Below are 13024 nucleotides of genomic sequence, written 5' to 3'. Positions count from 1 at the left end.
CTCAATGGCAGACTATTTGTTTGTATAGGGTGTGCTCTTTTTGACGCGCTGTCGTCAGAGACGGGTTCCGGTCAGTATCTACAAGCCAATTGGTTGATGTATGTGTCGAAATAATAAACTCTTAATCCTTGAAGATGATAAGGCTCGCAACGCTACATTGCGCGCGATCATGGACTTTTTGGGCGAGGACGGCCACTTTATAGGTTTTAACGAGCTCGATGCGCACATTGCTGCAGAACCCTTGGGGGGTGATTATGTCCTCATCCTGATCGGCGATGACTGTCCGCATTGGGGTGAAGAACTGGTGGCTAAAATCAACGCCTGGAATGACGAAGTTGCCGTCGCCCTGATTGGTAGCGCGCCCGAGCTGAGCGATTTTGCCACGCCATTAAAGTGCAAGGTTATTGGTGCACTGGAGTACCCGGCCACATACAATCCTCTGGTGGATCTTATTCACCGGGCGCGGATGTATTGCGAGGCGCAAAGTGCCAATAAAAAACGGGCTCAACAGCGTCCGGTACACCTGTTTCGCTCGTTAGTGGGGACCAGTCGCGAAGTGCAGGACGTGCGTGAGATGATGTCTCAAGTCGCTGACAAAGAGGTGTCGGTGCTGATTACCGGCGAGTCCGGTACAGGTAAGGAGGTAGTCGCCCGCAATTTGCATTACCACTCAGATCGTCGCGACAAGCCGTTCGTGCCGGTAAACTGTGGCGCGATACCTGCCGAGCTGCTGGAAAGCGAACTGTTTGGGCATGAGAAGGGCGCTTTTACCGGTGCGATATCGGCTAGGGCCGGTCGTTTTGAGCTCGCCGAAGGTGGTACTTTGTTTCTCGATGAGATTGGCGATATGCCTCTTACGATGCAGGTGAAAATTCTGCGTGTGCTACAAGAGCGTTGTTATGAGCGTGTCGGCAGCAACAAAACAGTGCCCGCCGATGTTCGCATCGTCGCGGCAACTCACCGCAATTTAGAAGAGATGATCACAACCGGTGGGTTTCGCGAGGATTTATATTATCGTCTGAACGTATTCCCCATTGAGTTGCCCGCGTTGAAAGATCGCGCCGAAGATATCCCGTTATTAATTAATGAATTGGTGTCGCGAATGGAAAGTGAGAAGCGTGGCTCTATTCGCTTCAATTCGGCTGCAATCCTTTCGCTGTGCCGTCATTCGTGGTCGGGCAATATCCGCGAGCTGGCAAATTTAGTTGAACGTATGGCGATTATGCATCCCTATGCGGTGATTGGTGTGCAGGATTTGCCGGCCAAGTACCGACACGTCGAAGTCGAAGATGAGAATTTCGGTGTGGAGCAAGCTTCGGCCGAGGTAAAAGGCACCTCGATGGTGAGCTTGAGCGATACGCCGCTGCTGCCAGATCAGGGCATCGACTTACGCGAGTACCTAACCGGCCTGGAGAAGGGGCTAATACAGCAAGCCTTGAATGATACGGGCGGAGTTGTGGCCCGGGCGGCAGACCGGTTGTCAATTCGACGTACGACGCTGGTGGAGAAAATGCGCAAGTACGATTTGCAGCGCTAAATTTTTAGGGGGCCTTGACCAGGTTCCTTAGGATAGAAAAACCACCCCTCCGGCAGCTGTTGCAAACCTCTCTACTGACTCAGGCTTTCAGGCGGGTTCGCAATCTGGGCGCCACTTTGTTGTGTGTCCACCCACAAAAAAAACGACAGTGACGAGTGTGGCCCAGCCCAGAAACCTCGCTGAGCATCATGTATGGGGTTTTACAACAGCGGCTAAGCTTGTTGTCCTTCCAGGCTATTGCTACTTTCTTCGTCAATAAAACTCCAATTTCAGATCGGCATACTATAAGCCTGCCTCAGATGCCAAAAATTTGACCCGCCAATATTGGGGCGACCCTAACCATCTGAAATCATTGAAGATGTTCGGCTGGCATTACAATTGCAAAAGCTTATCCAAGGCTATAGAAAGTGACGATATTTTTGTCGCTAAACGAAAAGCATTGGGTTACATACATGGCGAAAAATGCCGAAGTGCATCAATTACCGGGAGCGCGCGACAGTGACGGACGGCAGGGCGATAAAGCTCAGGCGTTGGCCGAGGCGTTTTCGATGTTCTCCGAAATGTCCGAACAATTAACGGACTCTTATCGTCAACTCGAATTGCGTGTCGCAGAGCTCAACGAAGAGCTCACCGAGGTTACCCATCAGCGGTTGCAAGAGTTAGCTGAAAAGGAGCGTTTAGCTCACCGACTGGAAGGCTTACTAAATGTTTTACCTGGAGGGGTCGTGGTACTGGATTCCCGCGGATACGTGCGCGAAAGCAATCCTGCAGCGATTGAATTATTAGGAGAGCCGCTGGAAGGACAATTGTGGAGGGACGTGATAGCCCGCAGCTTCGCACCCAAGCAAGACGATGGGCACGAAGTGTCGCTGCAAGACGGCCGCCGGATCAGTATTGCCACTCGTAATCTTGGCGACGATGGCCAAATTATCTTGTTAACAGACCAAACCGAAACGCGCAGGCTACAAGGCGAACTGGCCAAGCACGAGCGGTTATCTGCTCTGGGGAAAATGGTTTCTGCGTTGGCCCATCAAATTCGCACGCCGTTGTCAGCGGCGCTGCTGTACTCCAATCATTTGAAACGTGACAGCTTATCAGAGGAAAAGCGACTGGCGTTTGCCGGCAAGGTATCAAACCGTCTTTTGCACATGGAGCGCCAAGTACAGGACATGCTACTTTTTGTGAAAGGTGAACTACCGGTAAAGGATTTGAGTAGTGTCGCAGAGTTGCGTGCGGAACTAGCCGAAGCACTGGAGGTGGCGGTCGCCACCAGCAATAGTCATGTGCAATGGCACAGTGAAGGAGATAATTGCTATTTACAATGTAATCGTGACGCCCTGGTCAGTGCGCTACTTAATTTAGTCAACAATGCCATTCAGGCGGTGGGTAAAGAAGCGAGTATCAGCATCGGTTTTAAGGCTTACCAGATTGCCAGTCGACAATGGTTGGCCATTGAGGTTGTCGACAATGGGCCGGGCATCGAACCTGATTTGCTGCCGACGTTGGGCGACTTGTTTGTTACTACTAAATCGCAAGGAACCGGTTTGGGAATTGCTGTGGTAAAGGCCGTGGCTAAAGCGCATGGTGGTAATTTCCATATGCACTCCGAGTTAGGAAAAGGCGTGTGCGCCACTTTACTGTTACCGTGCGAAGAGTCGGCGGCAACAGAAACCATACACAACGATGATGAGTTGGGTGAATAGACATGAACGATACAGCCGTTGCACCTTGCATAGAAGCAGCAGGAACAAAAATCTTAGTCACTGAAGATGACCCCAATTTGCGAGAAGCCTTGGTTGATACCCTCGAGTTGTCAGGCTATGAAGTACTTGAAGCCGATTGCGCGGAGCAGGCGTTTATTCGACTTAAAAACGATGGCGACATTCGACTGGTCATTTCAGATGTCAATATGGGTAAATTGTCAGGCTACGACTTATTGCGCCAGGTTAAAAATGACTACCCCCATATACCTTTGGTGCTAATCACCGCTTACGCCAGCATCGCGGATTCGGTTATGGCTATCAAAGAAGGGGCGGTCGATTATTTGGTTAAACCCTTTGAGCCGGAAGCCTTGACCAATATTGTCGCCAAACATGTGGGGCAGGGGGGCGGAGCTTGCGATGATGAGCCGGTAGCCAATTCAGAATCGAGCAAGCAGCTTCTGCAGCTGGCTGAACGCGTTGCGCAGTCTGAATCGACAGTGCTCATAATCGGCGAATCTGGTACCGGTAAAGAGGTGCTCGCACGCTATATCCACAATCGTTCACCGCGAGCGGATAAGCCTTTTGTCGCCATTAACTGCGCGGCTATCCCGGAAAATATGCTAGAGGCCACCCTCTTCGGTCACGAAAAAGGTGCTTACACCGGAGCTCATAGTAGCGCTCCGGGTAAGTTTGAACAGGCAAACGGCGGCACTTTGCTGTTGGATGAAATTTCGGAAATGGATATTGGTCTGCAGGCAAAATTATTGCGTGTATTGCAGGAGCGTGAAGTAGAGCGGTTAGGGGGGCGGAAAACCATTCGCTTGAATGTGCGTGTTATTGCCACCTCTAATCGGGATATGCGCGAAGCTGTGGTGGCCGGCAATTTCAGGGAAGATCTGTACTATCGATTAAGTATCCTACCACTGCAGTGGGCCCCGTTGCGGGATAGACCCGAAGATATTGTGCCACTTGCGGAAAAGCTACTGCAAAAGCATGCCCAAAAACAAAATCGACGCGGCGCCTCACTCGACAAATTTGCCAAATCTGCACTATTGGATTATCGCTGGCCCGGCAATGTTCGCGAGCTGGATAATATTATGCAGCGCGCCTTAATTCTACAGCCGGGAAGTGTGATAACGAACACCGATTTAGGCTTGGTTGAAACAACGAACTTCAGTGATAAGCCCAGTGTGTTAGAAGGTCATTTGGCCGCTGCACCGCATGGCCAAGCTCAAATGCAACCACTGCAAGACAGCTTACTGAATGATTCTACGGCTGCATGCGCTGAATTAGGTAGCGACCTAAAGCAGCGCGAGTTTGAGATCATTCGTCAGACGCTGGTGAGCGAGCGTGGTAGTCGGAAAAATACGGCTGAAACGCTGGGCATAAGTCCACGTACATTGCGTTATAAAATCGCCAGGCTTAAAGATGAAGGCTTTGTGTTGGATGTGTAATTAAACTCTACCAGCGCAGTAAATTAAAAAATATTGGCCACCTGCGTAATGTAATGGTGGCTTTTTCGTGCCTGTTAAACCATCAGAGTGAGCTCTTTTTGATCTGTTGCGGCGATTTATTGCCGGCGGCAATATCTGGCCCATTTTATGCAATATTTGATGCAAACGCCGGTTTTTAACGGAACCGCCAAATTCTCGTCATATTGGACTTAAGTGGCACAGTCATGAGCAATCGAGTAGACATTAATAATTTGCTGCACGAGATGCGTTCTCTCAAGTCGCAAACTCAAGCCTTTCAAAAGCCGCAAGGCCTCAACGAGGGCATGGCGGTTCCCAACACGAATAGTGTTAATCAGCCGAGTCAGGTTCCTGGTTTCTCGGAAGTTATGGCCAACGCAGTTAATTCTGTCAATGACGTGCAGCAGCACGCCGGCAATCTGGCTGAAGCCTATCAAAAAGGTGACCCTTCGGTGGATATAACCGATGTGATGATCGCGTCGCAAAAAGCCAGTGTATCGTTCGAGGCGGCCGTTCAGGTGCGAAATAAGTTGGTAGAAGCCTACCGTGACATCATGAATATGCCGATTTAATTGGGGTACGGGCTTATGGCAGAACAACAAATGACTGATATGGGCGCAGCAGAGAACAAGTCGGCCAAGGGCAACGATTTGGTGGAAGGTTTTAGCAACCTAACCTTGCTGCGTCAAATTGGCTTAATGGTAGGCTTAGCCGCTTCGGTAGCCATAGGCTTTTATGTCGTACTCTGGAGTCAGGGAGAGGATTACCGTCCTCTATACGGCAGCTTGGACCGGCTAGATTCATCGCAAGTTGTCGATATTCTCGAGCAAAATCAAATTGAATACAAAATTGAACCGTCTACCGGCGCGCTTTTGGTCACCTCTGGCGAGATCCATAGTGCGCGTTTAAAGTTGGCGGAAGTCGGTATTGGTATTAATCAGTCGGTTGGCTTCGAACTTTTAGAGGAAGAGCAAGCTTTGGGGACGAGTCAGTTTATTGAAGGCGCACGCTATCATCGCAGCCTCGAGGGCGAGCTGGCGCGAACTATTACCAGTATTCATACGGTGCGTTCGGCGCGAGTTCATTTAGCAATCCCCAAGCGCAGCGTTTTTGTTCGCGACGCCCGCAAGCCGAGCGCTTCGGTGTTTCTTGAGGTGTTCCCCGGTCGCGAAGTGGACCCGCGCCAGGTCAAGGCTATTGCAAATTTAGTGGCCTCGAGTATTTCTGAGCTAAGCAGCGACGATGTCACCGTTATTGATCAACATGGCAGTCTGTTGTCTACAGCAGACGAGTCCCCTCAACTGGAATTGGCCGGGCGCCAACGTCAGTACACAAACGAGCTAGAGCAAAGCCTTTTAAAGCGTGTTAACAGTATTCTAGAGCCGGTATTGGGAGCGGGCAATTTTCGCGCAGAAATCAACGCGGATGTCGATTTTACCGCCGTGGAACAAGCTCAAGAAATTTACGATGACGAGCAACCTGCTATACGCAGTGAGCACACCCAGAACGAACGTCGGGTTGGCGAAAACACTCTGGGCGGTATCCCGGGTGCTTTGACTAATCAGCCGCCTGCAGATGGCCAGGCGCCAGAACAAATTGACCCAGTAACTGGCTTGCCGACCGGCGACACTCCCGTTCAGCACAGTCGAGAAGATGTGACCCGAAATTATGAAGTCGATCGAACCATCAGCTACACTCGGCGCCAGCAGGGCAATATATCGCGCCTGAGTGTTGCCGTGGTGCTTGATGATAAGCTGGCACTGGATGCCGAAGGTGGGCAGACTCGCGTCGCTTGGGAGCAGGCAGATATAGACCGCTTAGAGACATTAGTTCGCGATGCGGTTGGCTTTTCCGTGGAACGTGGTGATAGCGTGACGGTCATCAATAGTAGCTTCGCGGTTCGGGATGATGTGATTCCCGAAGCGATTGAGGTTCCCTGGTGGCAGCAGCAGTGGCTGCAGCCTTATGTTAAGCCATTAGCGGGCTTTTTATTGATATTAGCGCTAATATTTGGACTGTTGCGACCCATTCTGAAAACCATAGCACGCTCGGGCGCCGATAGCGCGGAAGAAGAGGAGACTCGTCAACTGGAAGCGCTGGAAGCAGCCGGGTTAGGCGGAGATATGTCGGGCGACTCGGTCACTCTTACAGGGGGGGCTGTTGCTCTACCGGGGCCGGAAGAGGGGTACGAACAACAATTGAACGCTATTAAAGGGCTAATCGCCGAAGATCCAGGCCGTGTTGCTCAAGTAGTTAAGTCCTGGATTAGCAAAGAAGAGTAACGACTGTGGCTGAAAAAAAAGAAGATGCACCCAGCGGAAGCAATCTCAGTAAGGTTGATCAGGCTGCGATATTGCTGATGTCACTTGGCGAGCAAGACGCCGCTGAAGTACTCAAGCATATGGGTCCTAAGGAAGTTCAGCGTATTGGCGGCGCCATGTCTACCTTGGCCAATGTGCAACAGCGCGATGTGCAGGAAGTAATGCAAAACTTTCTGGAGGAGGCTCGTACGCTCACAGGCTTGGGTATGGGCGCCGATAGTTATATACGCAATATGCTGGTGACAGCTTTGGGGGAAGACAAGGCCAGTTCTTTGGTGGATCGCATCTTACTCGGCGGCAGTACTACGGGCCTTGATACCTTAAAGTGGATGGAGGCTCGGTCAATTGCCGACATCATCCGCAATGAACACCCGCAAATTCAAGCGATTGTTATTGCCTACCTTGACGCCGATCAGTCGGCCGAAGTGTTAACCTTTTTTGCCGAAAAAGTTCGGATCGATATCATGATGCGCGTAGCGTCCTTAGATACAGTGCAGCCGAGTGCACTACAAGAGCTGAATGACATTCTGGAAAAGCAATTCTCTGGCAAAGCGGGCTCCCAAACTAAGGCTATGGGGGGGTATAAAGTCGCCGCTGAGATTATGAATAATCTTGAAGGTAGTGTTGAAGCCGAACTCATGGATTCAATTAAAGAAATTGATGAAGACATGGGTAATCAGATTCAGGACCTGATGTTTGTCTTTGATAACCTGAAGGAAGTCGACGATCGCGGTATTCAGATGTTACTGCGGGAGGTCTCCTCTGAGGTGCTTATAGTCGCACTCAAAGGCGCTGAAAGTGATTTACAGGAAAAAATATTTAAGAACATGTCGAAGCGAGCGGCAGAATTACTGCGTGATGATCTTGAGGTTAAAGGGCCGGTTCGTGTGTCTGAGGTAGAGGCCGCGCAGAAAGAAATTCTTACCATTGCGCGAAGAATGGCAGATGCTGGCGAAATTGTTTTGGGCGGCAGCGGTGAGCAAATGCTCTAAGGTTTACTTATGGTAGCGTGTTGTCCATGAAAGATTCAAAAGCCAATCCTAATCGGATACCTGCGTCGCAAAGCGAAACGTGGGAGTCCTGGACGATGCCGGTTATTGGTGATGATGGGCAGGTTCTCAATGCGCAAAGGCGTCAGGCGTTAGAGGGTGAAGCCGAAAGCATTGAAGAGGTCGATGTGGATGCTTTGGCGCACATGCAGTCTCTTACCGCTGAGCAGTTGGCTGACATTGTAAAAAATGCGGAAGAAGAAGGCTTTGCTCAAGGCCATGCCGAGGGAGTTAAAACGGGGTATGACGAAGGTTTTAAAAGTGGACAGCAGCAAGGGTTGCTGGAGATGCGCCAGCAGTTGATTGCCGAGCAAAAAACCTTTCAGTCTATCGCGACCAGTTTGTTTGAACCCATTGAGCAGCAAGATGACCTGCTTGAATCATTGCTGTTAACCTCCATTGAGCGGCTGGCTCGCGCGGTCGTAATGAAAGAGCTGACCACTGACCGCGGCGATATAGTGGCATTGGTGCGCAAGGCAGTAGCGTCTTTGCCGACCGGCCGCGAGAAAATTACCGTACATTTAAACCCTGATGACTTAGCAATTGTGCAACGCTATTGTGAAGAGCACGCACTTGAGTGGCGTTTTCACGCAAACCCAGACATTGCCGCAGGTGGAGTGAAAGTAATCACCAGTGACAGTACGGTAGATTGTTCGGTAGAGCGACGGCTCGATGAGATTATTGCGGCGTTTAAAACGCAGCAAAATGTGGATGAGGTGACGGCAAACGAAGATCTGGTAGCCGCGCCGGCGGATGACGCTGAAGATCTGAATTTTGATGCAATGCCCACTGAAGATGATGAAATCTATTCTGCAAATCCTAGCCAATCCAACGATGATCGCAACGCGCCATTGAACTCGGATGAGCAGGAGCAAGATGGCAGCGTAAAAGGCACGGACAATGAGTGAACGCCGACCTTTATCCTATCGTTTACGGTGTTATTTGCCAGAGTGTGTACCGCTTGAGCCCGAAGCAGAGGGGCGTCTGATCCGATCGGTAGGGTTAACTCTTGAGGCTGTCGGTCTCAACGTATCTGTTGGTAGGCAGTGCGTAGTGCAGTCGCGCGATGGTCGCCGGGTAGAGGCCGAGGTGGTTGGCTTTGCCGGCGCCAGCATCTACTTAATGCCCGTTAAGCGCGTGGAAGGGCTCGAGCCAGGTGCTCGGGTGATTCCTCTGGCGCATGGCACGGCGATGCGTATTGGCTTGCAGACATTGGGCCGCGTCATCAATGGTTTAGGTCAGCCTTTAGACGATAAAGGTCCCCTGCAGGGAAGCGATATACTGGATATGATGCCGAGCGATATTAATCCTCTCAAACGACACCCAATCAGTGAACCACTAGATGTTGGCATTCGGGCCATCAACTCGTTGATTACCGTTGGCCGCGGCCAGCGAATGGGGTTGTTCGCAGGCAGTGGTGTGGGTAAAAGTGTATTGATGGGAATGATGACTAAATACACTACTGCGGATGTGGTTGTGGTGGGGTTGGTTGGCGAGCGCGGGCGAGAGGTAAAAGAGTTTATTGACCATATTCTCGGGCCAGAAGGCGTGGGGCGAGCGGTTGTGGTGGCTTCACCTGCTGATGATGCACCGCTGATGCGTTTGCGGGCATCACAGCTAGCCAGTCGGGTGGCAGAATACTATCGTGATCAGGGGCTTAATGTTCTTTTGCTTATGGACTCTTTAACACGCTTTGCTCAGGCCCAGCGCGAAATCTCTTTGGCCATCGGTGAGCCGCCTGCCACAAAAGGCTATCCCCCTTCGGTTTTTGCCAAAATCCCAGAACTGGTGGAGCGGGCAGGCAATGCCGCCGAAGGTGAAGGGTCGATTACTGCATTTTATACGGTACTTACCGAGGGTGACGACTTGCAAGACCCTATTGCTGATTCGGCGCGGGCCATTCTCGATGGGCATATTGTTTTGTCCCGTCAGCTGGCCGAGGAAGGCATTTATCCGGCAATAGACGTTGAATCGTCAATCAGTCGTGCTATGCCGAATATTGTGCCAGACGAGCAGTTAAAATCGATGCAGAGATTTAAACAGCTACTCTCGCGCTACCAGCAAAACCGAGATCTGATTGCCATTGGCGCCTACAGTCAAGGCTCAGATCCAGAAACCGATGAGGCTATCGAGCGTTTTCCGAAATTGCGGGCTTTTATTCAGCAGGGTCTCAATCAATCAGTGCATATGCCAGAATCTATCGCTAACTTAACCGCGGTATTGAAAAAAACGCCTAGTCAGCCTGGGAATGTAAGCCCGTTGGCGGCCGCACATGGAAAAGGTTAGTCCTAGCTAATGGCGCCACGTCGGTCGGATCGAATGGGGGTAGTTCTGAAAGTGGCGCAAAAGCACGAGCAAGACGCCGCTGGGTACCTCACCCAGTATCAGCAAATCGTTACTGAACAACAGACCCAGCTTGCCCAGCTGATTGAGTACCGGGCGAGCTACCTGGATCGAATGACTTCCTCCCAGGGCGCTATGTCGCCAGTTCAGCTTTCTCACTACAGTGGCTTTATTCATAACCTCGAGGGGATGTTGGAGCAACAGAAAGACAAGCTGGAGGAGCTGCAGGCGCAACTGGAGAAGGTGCGTATGCACTGGTATCAGCAGCGAAATCGCTGTAAATCGATAGAAGAGTTGATTGCTCGGTTGCGCCGTGGTGAAGATAAAGAGGCCGAGCGGCGGTTACAGAAAGAACTGGACGAAATGGCGGGGGCGGCGCGCAATCGACCTAAACAGTGAGAGCTCGTAAGGCTACGGTTACGTTTAAGTCAGAAAATAGGCTATTCTTGGTGTAGTCGGTACCAAAATTGGCGCGTAAGTTTATCTCGGCTAATATTGGGGATTTAGGGAATGGGAGCCTTACTAGGCTAATAAAGGGGTACTTTATGGCAATATCTTCAGCGGTCTCTACTGATGGGGCAGAGCTCACCATCGCCATCAAGGGCCGGTTTGATTTTAGTTCGCATCAGGACTTTAGAGGGGCTTACGAGAATTTGGATATCAAGCCTCATCGCTATGTGATTGATATGAGCGATACGGCCTACCTGGATAGTTCTGCGCTGGGTATGTTGTTACTGTTACGTGACCATGCTGGCGGTGATAACGCAAAAATTGAAATCAAGAACACCAGTACAGATGTCAAACGTATACTGACAATCTCCAACTTTGAACAGCTATTCAATATCGATTAATCCCTGCCTGGAGTGGCCGTGATAAATAATGATCGGGAGATCACCGTTCTGGTGGCGGACGATACTGATACGGATCGGTTGATTCTTGAAACTATTGTTAAAAAAGAAGGGCACCGGGTTATCAGTGCCCGTGATGGTGTTGAGGCCGTAGAACAATTCGAAAACAGTCGTCCCGACATAGTATTACTCGACGCGCTGATGCCCAATATGGATGGTTTTGAGGCTGCCAGACGCATAAAGTCGCTGGCAGGCGAAGAGCTTATTCCGATAATATTTCTTACCTCGCTCACCGATACCCCGTCTTTGGTCAAGTGTCTTGAGGCCGGGGGAGACGACTTTCTGTCGAAGCCCTACAATCGCGTCATTTTGCAAGCCAAGATCAAAGCGTTTTATCGGATGAGGACGATGAACCGGACGATGCTCAATCAGCGCGATCAGATTGTGAAACACAATGAGCACTTTTTACAGGAACAAACGGTCGCCAAACAAGTATTCGATAATATTACCAGCGGCGGCGATTTAAATACCTCAAGTCTGCGCTACTTCCTGTCCCCATTGGCTGTATTCAATGGCGATGTCATGGTCGCCTCATCCACCCCAGCGGGTAACTTTATGGTGTTGCTGGGAGATTTTACGGGCCATGGTCTTCCTGCAGCAATTGGCGCTATGCCACTGGCTACGACCTTTTATGGCATGGTCAGTAAAGGCTTTTCAATGGCCGATATTCTGGCGGAAATTAATGGCAAATTAAAAAGCATTCTACCTGTTGGACTTTTTTGCTGTGCCACTATGGTAGAGGTCAATTTTCGCAAATCGTCGATTCGTATTTGGAATGGTGGGCTGCCTCCTGCCTATATCTATCGAAACTCGGGTACTGTCGAGGCAATGAAATCAACCCATTTGCCTCTCGGTGTACTCAATAATCGAGACTTCAAGGCAGATCCTGCACTGCTTCAGCTTGAGTATGGCGATCGCCTCTATTTGTGGTCGGATGGTATTCACGAGTCTCGCAATGCCGACGGCGATATGTTTGGCGAGGAGCGTCTAATGGCGACTTTTGCCAGTAATACCGTTCGCGACCAGCTGTTCGATGATCTACTGGCACAAGTAAAAGCATTCACAGGAGATGTCGAGAAAAGCGATGATTTGTCTCTGGTCGAGTTATTAATGGCGCCTATTGATGTTGCCTACAAAGATCGTTTCGAGCCTGCAAAAGCGCAGTCTCAATTGGCCGAGTGGAGCCTGTCATTCGAGGTAAAACCCTCCAGCTTTGCGATTTTCGACCCTTTGCCACTATTGCTGAGTGTGCTGCTCGAAGTGCCGGGGTTGCGCAACCACAGTGGCACCTTGTACACGGTAATCTCTGAACTGTATACCAACGCACTGGAGCACGGTGTTTTAGGGCTAGATTCGGGGTTAAAAAATGATCCGGAGGGGTTTGATCAGTACTATCAATTGCGTAAAGAGCGCACTAAGGAGATTACACAAGGTTTTATTCGCATATCTCTTACCCACAAAACCTCCAGCGATGGTGGCGTGCTGAGTGTCATTGTTGAAGATAGCGGCTTAGGCTTCGATTTCAATGCGCTGGAATTAGATCGGCCCAAAGTCGAATACAGTGGAAGGGGTCTCCGTTTGGTGTCGTCGCTGTGTGATACATTAAAGATAGAACCCCCAGGGAATTTAGTGAAGGCAACGTATCGCTGGCACAGTGATGATTGATCGACTGGAACGTAGGAGGTGGGCCC

11 protein-coding genes are annotated in these 13024 nt (G+C 50.5%); all 11 read left to right on the top strand.

Annotation, left to right across the window (positions count from 1 at the left end; genetic code table 11):
- Positions 1-100: 100 nt before the first annotated feature.
- The 11 genes from QWI17_RS04345 to QWI17_RS04295 all read left to right on the top strand — a co-directional run bounded on the left by QWI17_RS04345 (position 101) and on the right by QWI17_RS04295 (position 12998).
- Positions 101-1537, top strand: a complete 1437-nt coding sequence (locus QWI17_RS04345; protein WP_302721282.1) for a sigma-54 interaction domain-containing protein — start codon at positions 101-103, stop codon at positions 1535-1537.
- A gap of 548 nt (positions 1538-2085) precedes the next feature.
- Complete coding sequence (locus QWI17_RS04340; RefSeq protein WP_302721364.1) at positions 2086-3240, top strand: sensor histidine kinase; 1155 nt, start codon at positions 2086-2088, stop codon at positions 3238-3240.
- 2 nt (positions 3241-3242) lie between these two features.
- Positions 3243-4694, top strand: a complete 1452-nt coding sequence (locus tag QWI17_RS04335; RefSeq protein ID WP_302721281.1) for a sigma-54-dependent transcriptional regulator — start codon at positions 3243-3245, stop codon at positions 4692-4694.
- A 224-nt stretch (positions 4695-4918) separates the two neighbouring features.
- Positions 4919-5284, top strand: a complete 366-nt coding sequence (gene fliE / locus QWI17_RS04330) for a flagellar hook-basal body complex protein FliE (RefSeq protein WP_302721280.1) — start codon at positions 4919-4921, stop codon at positions 5282-5284.
- 30 nt (positions 5285-5314) lie between these two features.
- Complete coding sequence (gene fliF, locus QWI17_RS04325) at positions 5315-6994, top strand: flagellar basal-body MS-ring/collar protein FliF (RefSeq protein ID WP_370659580.1); 1680 nt, start codon at positions 5315-5317, stop codon at positions 6992-6994.
- A gap of 5 nt (positions 6995-6999) precedes the next feature.
- Positions 7000-8025, top strand: a complete 1026-nt coding sequence (gene fliG / locus QWI17_RS04320; RefSeq protein ID WP_302721278.1) for a flagellar motor switch protein FliG — start codon at positions 7000-7002, stop codon at positions 8023-8025.
- Positions 8026-8051: 26 nt separating this feature from the next.
- A complete protein-coding gene (locus tag QWI17_RS04315; protein WP_302721277.1) occupies positions 8052-8990 on the top strand; it encodes a flagellar assembly protein FliH in 939 nt (312 codons plus the stop codon).
- The gene (fliI, locus tag QWI17_RS04310; RefSeq protein WP_302721276.1) at positions 8983-10368 is read left to right on the top strand and encodes a flagellar protein export ATPase FliI; all 1386 of its coding nucleotides are present in this window, start codon (positions 8983-8985) and stop codon (positions 10366-10368) included. The genes QWI17_RS04315 and fliI overlap by 8 nt, the downstream gene beginning before the upstream one ends.
- 9 nt (positions 10369-10377) lie before the next feature.
- A complete protein-coding gene (fliJ, locus tag QWI17_RS04305) occupies positions 10378-10824 on the top strand; it encodes a flagellar export protein FliJ (RefSeq protein ID WP_302721275.1) in 447 nt (148 codons plus the stop codon).
- Positions 10825-10970: 146 nt separating this feature from the next.
- Positions 10971-11276 carry an STAS domain-containing protein gene (locus tag QWI17_RS04300; RefSeq protein ID WP_302721274.1) on the top strand — a complete coding sequence of 102 codons (306 nt, stop codon included), beginning with the start codon at positions 10971-10973 and terminating at the stop codon, positions 11274-11276.
- Between the two features lie 18 nt (positions 11277-11294).
- A complete protein-coding gene (locus QWI17_RS04295; RefSeq protein WP_319835057.1) occupies positions 11295-12998 on the top strand; it encodes an ATP-binding SpoIIE family protein phosphatase in 1704 nt (567 codons plus the stop codon).
- The last annotated feature ends 26 nt before the right edge of the window (positions 12999-13024 follow it).

This window comes from Gilvimarinus gilvus (genome assembly GCF_030518155.1).
Classification (GTDB): domain Bacteria; phylum Pseudomonadota; class Gammaproteobacteria; order Pseudomonadales; family Cellvibrionaceae; genus Gilvimarinus; species Gilvimarinus gilvus.
Note: the sequence above shows the minus strand (reverse complement) of the source record. Positions and strands in the feature narration are given on the sequence as shown.